Origin of the sequence: Rhizobium albus, assembly GCA_030160035.1 — a bacterium.
Lineage (GTDB): Bacteria > Pseudomonadota > Alphaproteobacteria > Rhizobiales > Rhizobiaceae > Georhizobium > Georhizobium albus.
In genome coordinates, this window is the sequence record BSNO01000001.1 from 437,223 (window position 1) to 451,860 (window position 14,638).

General features: G+C 61.5%; 18 protein-coding genes. 11 read left to right on the forward strand and 7 right to left on the reverse strand.

The window, feature by feature from the left end; translation table 11 throughout:
- The first annotated feature begins 15 nt into the window (after positions 1 to 15).
- The gene (locus QQL76_RS02155) at positions 16 to 399 is read left to right on the forward strand and encodes a DUF8776 family protein (RefSeq protein WP_499206190.1); all 384 of its coding nucleotides are present in this window, start codon (positions 16 to 18) and stop codon (positions 397 to 399) included.
- A 147-nt stretch (positions 400 to 546) separates the two neighbouring features.
- On the forward strand, positions 547 to 2,208 hold the full coding sequence (fliF, locus tag QQL76_RS02160) for a flagellar M-ring protein FliF (RefSeq protein ID WP_499206191.1): 1,662 nt from the start codon (positions 547 to 549) through the stop codon (positions 2,206 to 2,208).
- 12 nt (positions 2,209 to 2,220) lie between these two features.
- On the opposite strand, the gene QQL76_RS02165 is transcribed toward fliF, so the two are convergent.
- Entirely contained in the window at positions 2,221 to 2,619 is a 399-nt protein-coding gene (locus QQL76_RS02165; RefSeq protein ID WP_499206192.1) for a hypothetical protein, read from the reverse strand.
- Between the two features lie 438 nt (positions 2,620 to 3,057).
- On the opposite strand from QQL76_RS02165, the gene visN reads away from it, so the two are divergent.
- Complete coding sequence (gene visN / locus QQL76_RS02170; protein ID WP_499206193.1) at positions 3,058 to 3,729, forward strand: helix-turn-helix transcriptional regulator; 672 nt, start codon at positions 3,058 to 3,060, stop codon at positions 3,727 to 3,729.
- 13 nt (positions 3,730 to 3,742) lie between these two features.
- The gene (locus QQL76_RS02175; RefSeq protein WP_499206194.1) at positions 3,743 to 4,483 is read left to right on the forward strand and encodes a response regulator transcription factor; all 741 of its coding nucleotides are present in this window, start codon (positions 3,743 to 3,745) and stop codon (positions 4,481 to 4,483) included.
- Positions 4,484 to 4,535: 52 nt separating this feature from the next.
- On the opposite strand, the gene QQL76_RS02180 is transcribed toward QQL76_RS02175, so the two are convergent.
- Genes QQL76_RS02180 through motA form a run of 6 tightly spaced genes read right to left on the reverse strand, consistent with a single transcriptional unit; the run spans position 4,536 to position 9,675 of the window.
- The gene (locus QQL76_RS02180) at positions 4,536 to 4,979 is read right to left on the reverse strand and encodes a BspJ family T4SS effector nucleomodulin (protein WP_499206195.1); all 444 of its coding nucleotides are present in this window, start codon (positions 4,977 to 4,979) and stop codon (positions 4,536 to 4,538) included.
- Between the two features lie 5 nt (positions 4,980 to 4,984).
- Positions 4,985 to 6,073, reverse strand: coding sequence for a flagellar biosynthesis protein FlhB (gene flhB / locus QQL76_RS02185; protein WP_126008514.1), 1,089 nt, complete (start codon positions 6,071 to 6,073; stop codon positions 4,985 to 4,987).
- Between the two features lie 53 nt (positions 6,074 to 6,126).
- Positions 6,127 to 7,158, reverse strand: a complete 1,032-nt coding sequence (locus QQL76_RS02190; RefSeq protein ID WP_499206196.1) for a flagellar motor switch protein FliG — start codon at positions 7,156 to 7,158, stop codon at positions 6,127 to 6,129.
- Between the two features lie 28 nt (positions 7,159 to 7,186).
- Entirely contained in the window at positions 7,187 to 7,843 is a 657-nt protein-coding gene (fliN, locus tag QQL76_RS02195) for a flagellar motor switch protein FliN (protein WP_499206197.1), read from the reverse strand.
- Positions 7,844 to 7,874: 31 nt separating this feature from the next.
- Entirely contained in the window at positions 7,875 to 8,792 is a 918-nt protein-coding gene (locus QQL76_RS02200; protein ID WP_499206198.1) for a FliM/FliN family flagellar motor switch protein, read from the reverse strand.
- A gap of 10 nt (positions 8,793 to 8,802) precedes the next feature.
- The gene (gene motA, locus QQL76_RS02205; RefSeq protein WP_126008522.1) at positions 8,803 to 9,675 is read right to left on the reverse strand and encodes a flagellar motor stator protein MotA; all 873 of its coding nucleotides are present in this window, start codon (positions 9,673 to 9,675) and stop codon (positions 8,803 to 8,805) included.
- A 203-nt stretch (positions 9,676 to 9,878) separates the two neighbouring features.
- Here motA and QQL76_RS02210 point away from each other — a divergent pair, with 203 nt between their 5' ends.
- From QQL76_RS02210 to fliE, 7 genes are all read left to right on the forward strand, one after another.
- Complete coding sequence (locus QQL76_RS02210; protein WP_499206199.1) at positions 9,879 to 10,661, forward strand: DUF1217 domain-containing protein; 783 nt, start codon at positions 9,879 to 9,881, stop codon at positions 10,659 to 10,661.
- Positions 10,662 to 10,664: 3 nt separating this feature from the next.
- Positions 10,665 to 11,393 carry a flagellar basal-body rod protein FlgF gene (gene flgF / locus QQL76_RS02215; protein WP_126008525.1) on the forward strand — a complete coding sequence of 243 codons (729 nt, stop codon included), beginning with the start codon at positions 10,665 to 10,667 and terminating at the stop codon, positions 11,391 to 11,393.
- Between the two features lie 57 nt (positions 11,394 to 11,450).
- Positions 11,451 to 12,857, forward strand: a complete 1,407-nt coding sequence (gene fliI, locus QQL76_RS02220; RefSeq protein ID WP_499206200.1) for a flagellar protein export ATPase FliI — start codon at positions 11,451 to 11,453, stop codon at positions 12,855 to 12,857.
- Positions 12,854 to 13,405 carry a flagellar protein gene (locus QQL76_RS02225; protein ID WP_126008529.1) on the forward strand — a complete coding sequence of 184 codons (552 nt, stop codon included), beginning with the start codon at positions 12,854 to 12,856 and terminating at the stop codon, positions 13,403 to 13,405. The genes fliI and QQL76_RS02225 overlap by 4 nt, the downstream gene beginning before the upstream one ends.
- A 77-nt stretch (positions 13,406 to 13,482) precedes the next feature.
- Positions 13,483 to 13,863 (forward strand): flagellar basal body rod protein FlgB, encoded by a 381-nt coding sequence (flgB, locus tag QQL76_RS02230; protein WP_499206201.1) that lies wholly within the window; start codon positions 13,483 to 13,485, stop codon positions 13,861 to 13,863.
- 2 nt (positions 13,864 to 13,865) lie between these two features.
- The gene (flgC, locus tag QQL76_RS02235) at positions 13,866 to 14,285 is read left to right on the forward strand and encodes a flagellar basal body rod protein FlgC (RefSeq protein ID WP_126012816.1); all 420 of its coding nucleotides are present in this window, start codon (positions 13,866 to 13,868) and stop codon (positions 14,283 to 14,285) included.
- Positions 14,282 to 14,632 carry a flagellar hook-basal body complex protein FliE gene (gene fliE / locus QQL76_RS02240; RefSeq protein ID WP_126008533.1) on the forward strand — a complete coding sequence of 117 codons (351 nt, stop codon included), beginning with the start codon at positions 14,282 to 14,284 and terminating at the stop codon, positions 14,630 to 14,632. The genes flgC and fliE overlap by 4 nt, the downstream gene beginning before the upstream one ends.
- Positions 14,633 to 14,638 lie beyond the last annotated feature (6 nt).

The following is a 14,638-nucleotide window of genomic DNA, read 5'->3' on the forward strand; positions in this document are numbered from 1 at the left end:
CTGGAGCATGACATAATGGCCGAGCACGCACGACGCCGACTGGAGCAGGACGAGGCCGGTCAACCACTGAGCCATCTTCTGGGCCGCCTGGCCAACGAAATGATCGATCTTGCCGGCGCGGTGGAGGCGATCGAGCATGATCTGAGCGCCGGAGAGGCAGACCATGGCGACGACGCGCGCGTCATGCGGCTGCAAACGCTGGATCTCACGATCCAGCGCCTGCGTGGCCTCGGCCATTTCCTCGACGCGCTTTCGGTCAATGTTCCTCACGGCGTTGCGATCGACCTTCAGGACGCGCTTCGCATAATGACCTTGTCCGACGTGAAGAGCCGCCTGTCCGGCGAGGCGGACGGTCGCCGCGATGCGGTGAAGGAGAGCGGCGACATCGAGCTTTTCTAAGCCGCTGACGCCCGCTTGCAGCTGTGCCCGGCTGCGTTCAGGGCGCAACATCTTCGCGCAAGTTTCACTGCCTATTGTCGGCCCTGACAGGATCGCATGGCGTGTCACGCCGTGACGCGTCGAATTTTGCAGTTGAACGGGCACAGAATGAATCTGTTGAGCCAACTGGCACCACTTTCCAAGCGGTTCATGGCCCTCGGCCAGATGCGCATCATGGCCATGCTCGGCGGGACCGCGCTCGCCATTGCGATGATCGTGGCGGCGGGCCTCTATCTGAACAAACCGACGATGGAGACGGTCTATGTCGGCCTCGAGCCGGAGGACCTGAGCCGCGTTTCGATGGCACTTTCCGAAGCAAATATGGATTTTGCCGTCGGCACTGATGGTTCGACCCTGCTCGTGCCGGTTGGTCAAGTGGGTTCCGTGCGGGCGTTTCTTGCCGAGCGCGGCCTGCCCGACAGCGCCAATGGCGGCTATGAGCTCTTCGACAATGTCGGTTCGCTCGGCCTGACCTCGTTCATGCAGGAAGTGACCCGCGTTCGCGCGCTCGAAGGTGAGATCGCGCGGACCATCCAGTCGATCAGCGGCATCTCCGCCGCGCGCGTCCACATCGTCATGCCCGATCGCGGCAACTTCCGGCGTGGCGAACAGGAGCCGTCAGCATCCGTCATGATCCGCACGTCCGGCACGAACGGACAGCGGGCCGCGGAATCGGTGCGTCATCTCGTGGCAGCGTCCGTCCCGGGCCTCGGCATCGACAATGTGACGGTGCTCGATTCCACCGGCCAGCTGCTCGCTTCTGGCGACGATATGACCAACAGCGCGCTCAATCGCTCGATGAGCCTTGTGCAGCTGGTGGAGCGCGAGATCGAGACGAGCATCGAGAAGGCGCTCGCGCCGTTTCTCGGCGTCGACAATTTCCGTGCCAGCGTTCGTGCCAACCTGAACACCGACAGCCAGCAGATCCGCGAGACCACCTTCGATCCTGAGTCACGCGTCGAGCGTTCGGTTCGGGTGACCCGCGAGGAAGAGCGCTCGAACCGTGCCGAGGGCGACACGCCTGCGACGGTCGAACAGAACCTGCCGCAGGCTGCACCGGAAGGTGCCGGTGGTGGCCCAACGTCGAACGAGTCGCTCGATCGGCGCGAAGAACAGACCAATTTCGAGATCAATTCGAAGACGATCGAGACGGTCAAGAACAGCTACACGATCGAGCAGCTGTCGATTGCCGTCGTCGTCAATCGCGGCCGCATCGCAGCGATGATCGGCGAGAACGCCACCCAGGAGCAGATCGACGCCTATCTCGCAGACATGGAAAACATCGTGCGCTCGGCCGCTGGCTTCAGCCAGGACAGGGGCGACGTCGTGTCCTTGAACGCCATGGCATTTCTCGAGAACCAGCTTCTCGAAGAAGCCGCGGCCGAAGGCTCCATCTTGGAGAACCTTTCGCGCCATGCCGGCAGCATGATCAATGCACTTGCCTTCATCGTGGTCGCACTCCTGGTCGTGTGGTTCGGGCTTCGCCCGTTGGCCAAGTCTGTCGGCACGGCCGTGGCTCCCGCTCAGGAAGCCGATGCAGCGCTTGGCGACTTCAGCCCGGCGATGGGAACAGGCGCCATGCCGATGGAAGGGTTCGGCGCGGACTTTGGCTTCGATCCGGAAACGGACCTTCTCGGCAGCGAGGAGAGCAGCGGCTACAATCGCCGGATGAAGGAAGGACCGGAGAAGCGTCTTGCTCGCATGGTCGAACTGAACGAAGAGCGGGCAGCCAAGATCCTACGGAAATGGGCGATCGAGAAGGCTGCCTGATCGGGACTGCCTTTAGAAATGGCCGTAGGTGCCGCGCGAGAAGAGAAACACCCCGTAGAGCTCCTCGCCGTCGAACTGGTCCTCGAGCGACCGGTAAGCGCCGAAACAATGCACGATGCGGTGGTCGTCCGACGGCTGCTTGATGGTGGCGGAAAAATTGAACGGCCGGCTTTCAAACGCCGCATGTTCAAAAAGCTTGATGATCTTGTCGTGGATGCTGTCGTCGTAGCAGCGCACGAGTTCTAGCAGGCCGAAAGCCGTTCGGTCTTCCGGGAGGCCATGCAGGGTGCGCGCCCGATGTCCGATCTTCAGCATCGCATTGGCGAGATTGGCCGACCAATGATCGACGATGCAAAACTCCGAAAGAAGATTGATCGTCGCCTGATCGAGAAAATCGGTCGGAGCTTGCATCTTGTTATTCACGCTACAGGTACTCGCCATTCGGAATATGTCGACCCTCCGCCCCGGGTCGACATGAACGCCCTTGGCGATAGTCCATTCTGGTAAACGACAATACAAGTAACCTTAGCGATTAATCGCAATAGATGTCGTTTAAGCCGGTCACGGACCAGTCTTAATGCTGCCAAATGTTGCGCAACCGCCACGCGAATCACTTCACATCGGTAGCCTGCCGTAAATGGCCAGGATTGGCAGTGGACACTCGTGGGAGCCCTGCGTAACGTTTTGTTAAGGGACGAATCACCGATCTGGCTACGTAACGTTTCGCGTTCTTGCGTATCTTCGACACCGTTTGGCGAAGGAGCCAAGAGTGATGTTTTTTTCGGGCGCTGGGCGGGCGTCCTCACTTTTGTCGTGTGCGGATGAGGCATCCGCGGGCGGTCGGCAATCATGATCGACCGCAGCGTTCTTATCGCGAAGCTGGCGCACTGTGCCGAGCGCGGCGATCTGCCGGCCGGCTTCGAACTCATGAGCAGCTTCGTCGGCGCCGAGCATTACATGCTCGCCCGTCAGGACATGCTCAACGAAGATGGCTTCGACCACATCGTCTCGTCCAACTGGCCGTTCGACCTCGTTCGCACGCTCGGGCAGCATGTGATCAAGCAGCAATCCAAGCGCAACGAACTCGAGCGCTGCATGGCGATCATGGAGCCAGCATTTGTCCGCGCGCCAACGACGTTGAGAATGCCCGAGCATCTTAGTCGCATCTATTGCGCCTTCCCGTTCTGCACGGGCCAGGCGCGGCTCTCGGTCATCTTTCTGTTTCGCAGCGATATCGTCGTTGCGCGCGAACGGGTTCACGATGTTGCCTTGCTCAGCGCGTATTTCGCGGCGCGGTTCGACGAAGCCACCTACGTCCCGTCCAGCGTGCTCGACCTTACCGAGCGCGAGATCGAGTGCCTGAACTGGATCGCCGAAGGCAAGACCAGCGACGAGATCTCGATGATCATCGGCATCTCGCGGAACACAGTGAACAACTACATCACGAGCATCATGCGCAAGACGGCGACGAAGACTCGATCGGAAGCGATCGCTTACGCTGTCAGACACAGCTTGATCTAAGGAGGTCACCGCGTTGAACATTCAAATCGGTCACACCAAAACTGCCGGGCAACCGACGTTTCAGGTCAAGGACAAAGAGTGCTCGATGGTTGCGATCGACGAGCAACTGCGCGAGATGGCCGAAGCACTTGGCGCCGAAAGCCGCTTTCTTCTGAGGCTTGCTCCAAACGCCGCGCGCGCTGCGACGCACTGCGTGCTGAGCCGGTGCGCCGGCAAGGGCAGCGGCGACATCGCAAGCGGCTTCAACGCGCGCTTCTCGCGGGCAGTGATCGGTCATATGGAGCGTTCGCTGGCTCCGCTGATCCACGGTTTCACCAGCTCGCCAGATCTGAACGGCTGTGGCTCGCAGATGGGCGCGGCCGGGTGCCTGCCGGTCACGGCCGAAGGGCTCGACATCATCGCGTTTCCGGTCAAGCTTGGTGGTCTCGGCAATGGCTTGACGCTGTTCGCGGGTGAGAACCTTTTCTGTGACGCGGAAATGCTGCTCAACCTTCATCGCCGCAGTTTCAAGGTGATGAAGCTTCTCCTGATGCTCGACATTCGCGAAGCAGCACCACGCCAGAAGCTCAATGAGCGGGAGCTGGAATGCCTGCAACTGGCCGGTGACGGCTTGAAGTCGGAAGCCATAGCCGACCGCCTGGAACTGTCAGTCCACACGGTAAACGCCTATCTCGGCACGGCGACCGCAAAGCTTGATTCCGTTAATCGGATCCAGGCGATCGCCAAGGCAATCCGTCTTGGATATCTCGCCTGAGACCACCTGAAGCTACACAAGGCAGACTTCAGCGCGCTATTGCGCTGCCCCGTCAGTGCGGGAGATGGAGTGCGCCGATTGATTTGCGGAAGCGCGACTTGAGCAGGCTTTCCGACAGGAGAAGTGTGTTCACTTCAGGATCCTCGGACGGATCGTCGAAGGCGATGTGGCTGATCTCGACGCTGCCCTGCGCATCCTCGAGCGTGAGGCGGGTATAAATCGTTACCCCTTCCGGTCGCAACTCCAGGTCGAGCACGACGCGCGGCCGCGTCGACCAGTCCAGCCAGTAATCGCCACCGATACCGAGCGACACGGTGCCCGGCAGGAAATAGAGCTCTGCTGCCGAGGCGACGAGGTCGGCGAGGTCGCCGTAGCACTCGAATTTCAGCATCGAGATCAGATCGCCGGCGTCGATGAGACGCAATTCGCTGGCCACCGGGCGGAGTGCCTCGGCAACGATCATTTCGCGTTCGGCGGTGCAGCTTGTCTTCATCATGGCGGTCAACTGGCCTTGACTGGTTGCGACTGTGCGGGCTTTGCGTAGACCTGATGAATCAGCTCAGCGACGGCCCGGTAAAATTCCGTGGGTATGACACTATCCACGGAGACTTGCGCAAAGATGGAGCGGGCGAGTGGTGGCTCCTCGAAAATCGGGATGCCATGCTCTTGAGCAATCTCACGAATTTTCAACGCGATGAGATCCTGGCCCTTGGCGACGACAAGAGGTGCGCCGCCTTCTTCGCGGACATAGCGAAGCGCCACGGCGTAGTGCGTCGGGTTGGTGATGACGAGCGTCGCGCGGGGGACGGCAGCGATCATGCGCCGGCGTGCGCGGTCACGGGCAAGCGAGCGCTGACGTGACTTGACGATCGGGTCGCCTTCGGACTGCTTGTATTCGTCCTTCACTTCCTGGCGCGTCATGCGCAGGTCGTTGTGCCAGTCGAAGCGCGTCCACAAGACGTCGACGGCCGCGATTGCTGCCGTGGCGATCAAAACGACGATGATGACCTTGCCGACCATGGCTCTCATCATGTCGAGGATCGTTGCGGGATCGGAGAACATGGCAGCCAGGACGCCGAAATAATCGTCGCTGAGGACGACACCGATGATCGACGAGACGACCAGAATCTTGAACAGCGACTTGGCGAATTCCACCATGCCCTTGACGCTGTAGATCCGCTTGATCCCCTTCATCAGGGAGATGCGTTCCATCTTCGGCTGGACGCGGTTCAGGACCGGACGTGGCATGTTCTGGAACACGGACGCCGCGATGCCGAAGGTGATCATCAAGACGAAGGCGGGCAGCAGCACCGCGCCGGATTCCATGAAGAGGTGTTGGAACAGGAAGACGGCGTCCTGACCAGTCGCAAGCGAAAGCTCTTCGGGCTTTTCGAACACGTCGACAAGCGAGCTGGTCAGACGCGCAGCGCCGGCCGGCAGGAAGAAAACAAAGAAAATGAGGATTGCAAGGGCGGAACCGAAGAGCGGCAATTCGCGGGAGAAGGGCACATTGCCCTTGTCCATCGCATCGCGCAATTTCTTCTCTGACGGCTCTTCTGTTTTGCTGTCTTTATCCTGATCCTCAGCCATCATGGCTCCATCGTAGGAACGTCAGGAAGACATTGCGTCCCGGCAGTACCGCATCATGCGGCCTGTGGCGTATCCCTGCGTTCCTTTAGGACGATTCGGCCAGCCGCAGCCAGACGGATCGCTTCCTGTGCGATCGAGCGGCGAGCGACTTCCGTATCGCGCGGCGATCCCCCGCCACCGGCAAGATCCGCCTCGATCATGCGGCGCTGGCGTGCACCCAGTGAGCCGAGGACCGTTTCGCGAAGTTCCGGCCGCGTGTCGCGGAGAGCCGAAGTGATGAGATCGTTGGAAATGTCGTCGAACAGCATGACGCGGCTCTTGGCGGGCATTTCCAGGATATCTTCGAACAGGAAGATCTTTGGGCGAACCCGCTCGACGGCTTTGGTGCTGATCGAGCCCAGAGCGCCGAGAAGCGCGTCGACCTGCGGTTTCTCCAGTTCGTTCATGATGTCGGCGACCTTGTTGGTGCCGGTGGAATTGCGATCCGCTTCGAGCGCCTCGACGAGGTCGACGACCCGCTTGTGAATGATGTCGGCGATCTTCGGGTTCACCTCCTTCATGTTCACGGTGCGGTGCATGATGTCGGCGCGCTTCTCGTCCGGCAGCTGCAGGAGCGTCTTGGCGGCAAAGGCGGAGGGAAGTTGCGTGACGATATAGGCCACGGTCTGCGGATGTTCGCGCGACAGGAAGTTGCCGATGACGACCGGATCGGCGTCCTGAAGGCGGTCCCAGATCGATGTCTCGAGCGCCTGGAAGAACGTGCGCCGGCCGAGCAGACCGTCCACTTCGTCCGGCGGCAGACCTTCTTCCAGAATGTCTTCCATGGCACGGGCATTATCCATCAAGCCGGTGCCCTCGGTGAAGAGGTCCTCGAACTCGCTGACCAGCACTTCCAGCTCGTCGGCCGGGATCGTGCGCAGCGTCTGCGCATTGGCGATGATCAGCTGAAGCTCTGACGAGGCAAAATATTTCAGGAGCTTGCCGGCAACCGGCTTGCCCATAGCGATCAGGATTGCGGCTGCTTTCTGCGCCTTGGTCAGTGCGGGCGCGGGTTCGGCCTGAGCATATTCGGTGAACGCGTTCATCGCGCTTCCCTTCTCGCTTGATGTCGGTTTACTTCGATTTCTCGGTCATGACTTCGATCAGGCGAATGCCGAAACGGTTGTCATCACCGTCCAGCACCGTGATCTCGCCTCGGCCGAAATGGCGGCCATTCACCAGGATGTCGACCGGCTCGCCGATCTGGCGATCCAGCGCGATGAGCGAGCCTTCGGAAAGGTTCATCAGGCTCGCCACCGGCAGGCGGCTGGTGCCGAGAACGATCTGCATGTCGATCGGGATGTCCATGACCAGATCGTAATTGCCGGTCTCGGCCACGTTGTTGATCGCAGAGCCCGATTTCGCACGGTGGCTGTCGCTCGTCCGGCGCGCGGGCTTTTCCGGCTCCGGTGCGAAGAGAGCTGCGGTCGGCTCATCGTCGAACAGAGGCGTCTCAGCACCAAACATTCCGTCGAGACTTGCGCCGGCAGGGCTCGCGTCGAAGGGGCTAGGCCCGTCGTCGAAGTCGCTGCCGAAATCGGCCGGGAAGGCCTTGCTCGGTCCTGTTGCGGCATTCGTCATTTCGCTGACACTCTCCAAATCCTCAGCCGACGTCACGCCGTCGGTATCCTTGCGCAGCACGCCGCGCAGACCATCAATGGCCCGGTTCAATTCCTCATCGGAGCCATCGCCGCGCTCGATTTCGCGGTTCAATTCCGGCTGACCAGCCATTCCCATGTCTCCATCGACATATGCTGCCGCATCATGCGGTCAGTTCCTTCATGAAATCTTCTTCGCTGCCGTGGCGCTCCTGGAGGCGCACCATGTAGCGTTCGCCGGACTTGCCGAGTTCGCACCAGAACAGGTCCTTGCCATTGGCACGCAGAAGGACGCGGGTGTCCTTCGTATCGGCAAACGGGATGACCGAGCCCGGCTGGAGCCTGGCGACGGTGCCGAGCGAAAGTGGCACCAGACGAATGCGGGCCTCCAGCCCGACATTGGACTTCTGAACCTTCTCGCTCAGCTGCTCCGTCCAGTGTTTCGGCCGGGTGTCGATCTTTGCGGTGGCAGGCTCGGCGATCTTCGTCTTGAGAACGACCGCCTGAGGCACCATGGCGCGCAGCTTGAAGCTGGCTTTCCCGATCGTGACGCCCAGAACGAGGACCGCCGCGAAATCAGCGGACGACGCATCGCCTTCGCGCTTCAGCGGGCCCTGAAACGGATTGGAGCAGATCGCCCGATCGCAGTTCGGGTAAACCGCCTTGCGCAGGGTCTCGGCAAAGGTTTCGAAGAGCAGCTTGGCGACGTCCTGTTCGATCTCCGACAGAGGACGCGATGCGGGCACGCCGTCGCTCTCTCCGCCGAGCAGCCGCTCGGTCATGGCGATGACGAATGCTGAATCGACGGCAAGCAGCAGGTCCAGCGACCACCCTTCGATCATTGTCTCGCACAGAACATCCTGCGCACCGAATGTCGCAGCCATGTCGGCCCGCACACCTTGCGGTGCGGTTTCGGGAGCGACTGACACCGCGACGCTGGTCGCCTGCAGCAGGGCTTCCGCCAGGCGATCGGCGGTTGCCTTGCCGATGGCCGCCATCTGCGCCTCGATGACCGATGCCTCGCCGAGGCGCCCGGTCATGCGGGCCAGAAGCGCGGTATCCATGGGTTTGGTGACGGCCATGCCCATTGTCTCAGGCTGCCTTTGCGTCGCCGCCGGGGTTCATCATTTCTTGCTCGACGGCATCGATCGAAGGACGCTCGTAGGCAGAGATCGTCTTGCGGCCGTGCTCGAGCGCCACCTGCGGAACCGAGCCGTTCATGTAGGCGAGCAGGGTCTGCTTGACGATGACGTAGAGGCGGTTCTGCTTTTCACGGACGATCTTGATGTTGGTCGCGATCGGGCCCAACACGTTGTAGGACAGGAAGATGCCGAGGAAGGTGCCGACGAGTGCCGCGCCGATCAGACCGCCGAGGATTTCCGGAGACTGGTCAATAGCGCCCATGGCCTTGATGACGCCGAGAACGGCGGCGATGATGCCGATGGCGGGGCAGGCGTCCGAAACCGTCGTCATGGAATGGTAAGGCTTCATGCGGTCGCGCACGATCGTCTGGATTTCCTCGTCCATCAGCGCCTCGATCTCGTGGGGGCGCGCATTGCCGATGATGATGAGGCGGACATAGTCGCAGATGAAGGCGGTGAGGTCCTTGTTGGCCAGTACGGTTGGCGCAGCCTTGAACAGCTCGGATTCTTCCGGGTTGTCGATGTGGCTTTCGATCTCGTTGCGCGACTTGGCGCGCAGGTCGCGCATCAGCGTGTACAGAACGCCGAGCGTATCGAGATATTCGCGCTGCTTCGGAACCTTGTAGCGCAGTGCCTCACCGATGGCCTTGCCCGTGTCCTTGATGGTCTTCACGGGGTTCGCCATGATGAAGGCGCCCAGCGCCGCGCCGCCGATGATGACGAGCTCGAAGGGCTGCATCAACACCTCGAGGTGTCCACCCATGGCCATGAAGCCACCGAGGATGGAACCGAATGTGAGGATGAGGCCGATAAGGATGTTCATGAACTCTCTCGCGCAGCTGGCGTGGTATCAATCTGACTACGCACCGGGGCTTGCGTGAAGCTGGTTGCTCGGCTGTTCATTAGCAATCGATTAACGTGCCGGGCGCTCATCAAGCCTCGCGCAAGCCAACCGATCTATCGCTCGCACTCAGGGTGCTGAACTGCGCGGGCCCTCTCGCGCCGACGAGCGGGGGTCTCTTAAGAATGACCACGACATTCACCAGCTATCGACTGCTAGCTTCCGATCTGCCGCGTTCGATCGCGCGCGTTTCGGAGGAACCCCTCGTTGCGCGCGAAACCGCATATTTCCATGAGACTGTCGGCAACATCAAATCGATCGATGAATTCATGGCAGACGACCGTGTCTATCGCTATGCGCTGAAGGCGCACGGACTGGAAGACATGGCCTATGCCAAGGCGTTCATCCGCAAGGTTCTGACCGAGGGCGTCGCCAACGACGACAGCTTCGCCAACAAGCTCGCCGACACGCGCTACAAGGAATTTGCGCAGGCGTTCAACTTCGAGACTCATGGCGCGGCGGCAACCAGCTTCGACGCGGCGCAGCAGAAGACCATCGACAAATACATGCGCCAGACGCTTGAAGAGAGCGCTGGTGCCGACAACAACGGCGTGCGGCTCGCGCTTTACTTCGAGCGCATGGCGCCGCGGCTGGAGAACACCTACGAAATCCTGGCGGACGAAGCGCTCGCAGAAGTCGTGCGCACGTCGCTCAACTTGCCGGACGAGTTCGCCGCGACCGACATCGACAAGCAGGCGGCCTATTTCGAAGACCAGTTCAGCCTGGCGGATTTCAAGGATCCCGCAAAGCTCGGTGATTTCATCGACCGGTTCACGACCCTATGGGAAATGAAGAACCCGTCCCAGGAGACACTCGATACGTCCGCTCTTTTCGGCACGCAGGGAGCCGCGGGCATTTCGCCCGATCTTCTCCTGTCCATCAACACACTCAAGCTCGGAGGACGGTGATCCATGGATACCGCTCTTTACGTCTCGCTGTCGTCTCAGATCGCGCTCGAGCGGCGCCTGACGACGCTCTCGGACAACGTCGCCAACTCCAACACGGTCGGCTTTCGCGCCACCGAAGTGAAGTTCGAGGAACTGGTCGACAATCGTCGCCCTGCCGACGTCACCTTCGTGTCCTCGGGTGAAAACTATCTCTCCACGCGCAATGGCGGTTTGCAGCAGACGGGCAGTGCGCTCGATTTCGCCGTGCAGGGCGATGCCTGGTTCTCCATCGAGACACCCGCCGGCCCGGCGCTGACGCGTGACGGCCGCTTCACGATGACCGAGGATGGTGCGCTCGTGACGCTGAACGGCTATCCGGTTCTCGATCCGGGCGGCGCCGCCATTCAGCTCGATGCGGCGGGCGGCGAACCAGAAGTTTCGCGCGACGGCGCGCTTCGCCAGAACGGCGTGCAGCTTGCTGCCCTCGGGCTCTTCACCTTCAATCCTGCCAATGGCTACAGCCGGCACGACAACAGCGCGATCCTGCCCAACGGCGAGCCCGAAGCTGTCGTCGATCGCTTCGACGTGGGCGTCGTGCAGGGCTTTATCGAAAAGTCTAACGTCAATGCCGTTTCGGAGATGACCCAGCTCATCATGGTCACGCGTCAGTTCGAGAACGTGTCCGCGCTCGTGCGAGATGCCGAACGGATCAAGCAGGACGCGATCCGCACCCTTGGCGGCAGCAACACCTAGAGCAACTTCGCGTTTCCCGGAAACGTCCAATCGGCCTGAGGCCGGACAGAAAGCGACATGAGCGTGCATTTCCATTCGCACCGATCCGAAAAGCTGGACGCGCTCGCCAAGGTCGCACGCAAATTTGCAGAGCCGAGCGAAGCCATTCGCTATGGCGGCTATGTCCAGTCGATCGCGGCGGGCCATTACACCGTGTCCGGCCTATCGCGTCATGTCCGGCTCGGCGAATTCGTGGTTCACCGCAGCCAGAGCGGCGACCATCTGGGCGAAGTCGTCAAGGTGGATACGGATACGGTCGTTGTCTGCCCGATCGAAGCTGGGGAGCCGATCGGCGTCAATGAAACGGTCTTCAGCCGCGGTGCCTTCAAGGTCGCGCCAGACCAGTCCTGGTGCGGGCGCACGATCAATGCCATGGGCCAGCCGATCGATGGCGGCCCTGAACTTGTACCCGGCGGCAAGCGGCGCTCCGTCGTCAGCCAGCCTCCGCCGTCGATGAGCCGCCAGCGCGTCGAGACGCCGCTTCGCACGGGTGTGCGCGCCATCGACATCTTTTCGCCGATTTGTCTGGGTCAGCGCTTGGGTGTGTTCGCCGGTTCTGGTGTGGGCAAATCGACGCTGCTGTCGATGATCGCGCGGGCGAGCGCGTTTGATCGGGTCGTCATCTCGCTCGTGGGCGAGCGCGGCCGCGAGGTGCGGGAATTCATCGAGGATACGCTCGGCGATAATCTGGCAAAGAGCGTTGTCGTCGTCGCAACGAGCGACGAGTCGCCGATGCTGCGCCGGCTCGCACCGCTGACCGCCATGACCGTTGCGGAATATTTTCGCGACGCCGGACAGAACGTGCTGATGATCGTCGACAGCGTGACGCGCTTTGCGCATGCGGTGCGTGAAGTGGGCATCGCGTCCGGCGAAGCGCCGATCGCGCGCGGCTATCCGGCCTCCGTCTTCACCGAACTGCCGAAGCTTCTGGAACGGGCTGGGCCAGGCGGGCGAGATGCCGGTTCGATCACGGCAATCGTGTCGATCCTCGTCGACGGCGACAATCACAACGACCCGGTTGCGGATGCGACACGCGGCATTCTCGATGGCCACATCGTGCTCAGCCGTACGCTTGCGGAAGAGGGGCGCTATCCGCCAATCGATCCGCTTGCCTCCATCTCCCGTCTCGCCCGCAAGGCCTGGGCCGGTGACGAGGAAAAGCTCGTCACGCGGCTCAAGGCTTTGATCCATCGCTTCGAGGAAACCCGCGACCTGCGCCTCATCGGCGGCTATCGCCCGGGAACCGACGCGGACATGGACATGGCCGTGAAGCAGGTGCCGGTCGTCTACGAGGTTCTGCGGCAGGGTCCCGACGATCCGCCAGCGGCCGACGCATTCGACGACCTGGCCCACGAAATGAAGAAGGCAGCCGGCCTCATCCAACCCGGCACTCCGCAGCCAGAGCCAAGCAAGGGACGCAAATGAGCGACGAACAGGACATCTTTTTCGACGATACCTTGCCGCGCGAGCCGCTTCTCAAGCGCCTGCTGAACGTCGATACGGCGATCGTCGGTGGCGGCATCGCTCTGGCCGTCGGCGCGGCGTTCTTCCCCTGGTACGTTTTCTTCCATCAGGAATCCTTCGGCGTCCGCCCGATGACCTATTCGACCGATCGGCCGCTGTCGGACTGGCCCGGCACCGGGATGATGAGCGCGTCGCCGATCGTGCTGGAAGGCGAGCCGGCCGGCGAGGGCGAGTTCGACATGCTGATGACGGCGACCGTGCCCGAGCCCCCGATCGAGGAAGAGCCCGCCGCAGCGGCAGCCGATCCGCTCGACCAGCCATTTCCGGGATCCAATGCCTTCCGCCTTCTGCATGTGGCGAATGGCCGGGCACTGATCGAGGATTCTGCAGGCATGTACATGGTGCAGATCGGCTCGGTGCTGCCCGACAACAGCAGGCTTGCAAGGCTCGAGCGGCGCGACGGCACCTGGGTAATCGTGACCTCCGAAGGCGCGGTCATCGAGCGGTGAGGTCTCTCACAAGTCTGACGCAAGATTGAAAGCCTAGGTTCGGTCATCCAAGCGGAACGATCCAGCGGAGACCCGGCATGGAGCCCATTCAACTTTTCGATCTCGCGTCCAGACAAGCCCACTGGCTTTCGGTGCGCCAGACCGTGGTGGCGGGGAACATCGCCAACGCCAACACGCCCGGCTATGCCGCGCGCGAAGTAGCGCCCTTCGAGGATGTGCTGAAGGAAACGGGAAACCGCATGGCGGCCACGCACCCAGCGCACTTCATCGAAGACGAAATGCGCAACTCCGTCTCCTCGAAAACCGTCCAGGATGGCGTCGAAGTCCAGGTTTCCGGCAACTCCGTCACGCTTGCGGATGAACTCCGCAAGACCGGCGAGATCAAGCGGAACATGGAGCTTAGCACCAACCTCGTGCGGACGTTCCACCGCATGATGCTGCAGACGGTGCGCGCATGACGATCGATCCGCTGACCGCATCGCTTCGGATCGCAGCATCCGGGCTTGAGGCGCAGACGACGCGGCTTCGCGTGGTTTCCGAAAACCTCGCCAACGCACAGTCCACGTCCAGCCTGCCGGGTGGAGATCCCTACCGGCGCAAGATCGTCGACTTCAACGCCGAACTCGACCGCGTCTCGGGCGCATCGCTCGTGAATGTCGGCTCGGTCGACGAGGACACGAGCGACTTCACCGTGGAATACGATCCCGGCAACAAGGCCGCCGACGAGAACGGCATGGTCAAGAAGCCGAACGTCAACGTGCTGATCGAAATGGCCGACATGCGTGAGGCCAACCGGGCGTACGAATCCAATCTTCAGACGATCAAACAAACGCGAGAGCTGATTTCGATGACAATCGACCTGTTGAGAGCCTCGCAATGATCGGCGGCATCCAGAACGTTTCGGCGCTGTCGTTCACGCGCGCCATGGAAGGCGCATCGGAAACCGGCAGCAGTTCGTCCATCCTGCAGATGCCGCTTACGGGCCAGATGCAGGGCGTTGCGCCGGCCAGCGGCGATTTCGGCGCGACTCTCGCCAGCATGGCGACCGACATGGTCGGCAGCCTGCGCGGCGCCGAGCAGGCCTCCCTCGACGGAATCAACGGCCAGGCCGACATGCGCGAAGTGGTGGATGCGGTGATGACGGCGGAGCAGACGCTCCAGACGGCGATCGCCATCCGCGACAAGATCGTGACCGCCTACCTCGAAGTCAGCCGAATGCAGATTTAAGGACGT

Excerpts from the sequence above, each read along its gene's own strand:
- QQL76_RS02155 (WP_499206190.1), top strand. The coding sequence starts at position 16 with ATGGCCGAGCACGCACGACGCCGACTGGAGCAGGACGAGGCCGGTCAA.
- fliF (WP_499206191.1), top strand. The coding sequence starts at position 547 with ATGAATCTGTTGAGCCAACTGGCACCACTTTCCAAGCGGTTCATGGCC.
- QQL76_RS02165 (WP_499206192.1), bottom strand. The coding sequence starts at position 2,619 with ATGCAAGCTCCGACCGATTTTCTCGATCAGGCGACGATCAATCTTCTT.
- visN (WP_499206193.1), top strand. The coding sequence starts at position 3,058 with ATGATCGACCGCAGCGTTCTTATCGCGAAGCTGGCGCACTGTGCCGAG.
- QQL76_RS02180 (WP_499206195.1), bottom strand. The coding sequence starts at position 4,979 with ATGATGAAGACAAGCTGCACCGCCGAACGCGAAATGATCGTTGCCGAG.
- flhB (WP_126008514.1), bottom strand. The coding sequence starts at position 6,073 with ATGGCTGAGGATCAGGATAAAGACAGCAAAACAGAAGAGCCGTCAGAG.
- QQL76_RS02190 (WP_499206196.1), bottom strand. The coding sequence starts at position 7,158 with ATGAACGCGTTCACCGAATATGCTCAGGCCGAACCCGCGCCCGCACTG.
- fliN (WP_499206197.1), bottom strand. The coding sequence starts at position 7,843 with ATGGCTGGTCAGCCGGAATTGAACCGCGAAATCGAGCGCGGCGATGGC.
- QQL76_RS02200 (WP_499206198.1), bottom strand. The coding sequence starts at position 8,792 with ATGGCCGTCACCAAACCCATGGATACCGCGCTTCTGGCCCGCATGACC.
- motA (WP_126008522.1), bottom strand. The coding sequence starts at position 9,675 with ATGAACATCCTTATCGGCCTCATCCTCACATTCGGTTCCATCCTCGGT.
- QQL76_RS02210 (WP_499206199.1), top strand. The coding sequence starts at position 9,879 with ATGACCACGACATTCACCAGCTATCGACTGCTAGCTTCCGATCTGCCG.
- flgF (WP_126008525.1), top strand. The coding sequence starts at position 10,665 with ATGGATACCGCTCTTTACGTCTCGCTGTCGTCTCAGATCGCGCTCGAG.
- fliI (WP_499206200.1), top strand. The coding sequence starts at position 11,451 with ATGAGCGTGCATTTCCATTCGCACCGATCCGAAAAGCTGGACGCGCTC.
- QQL76_RS02225 (WP_126008529.1), top strand. The coding sequence starts at position 12,854 with ATGAGCGACGAACAGGACATCTTTTTCGACGATACCTTGCCGCGCGAG.
- flgB (WP_499206201.1), top strand. The coding sequence starts at position 13,483 with ATGGAGCCCATTCAACTTTTCGATCTCGCGTCCAGACAAGCCCACTGG.
- fliE (WP_126008533.1), top strand. The coding sequence starts at position 14,282 with ATGATCGGCGGCATCCAGAACGTTTCGGCGCTGTCGTTCACGCGCGCC.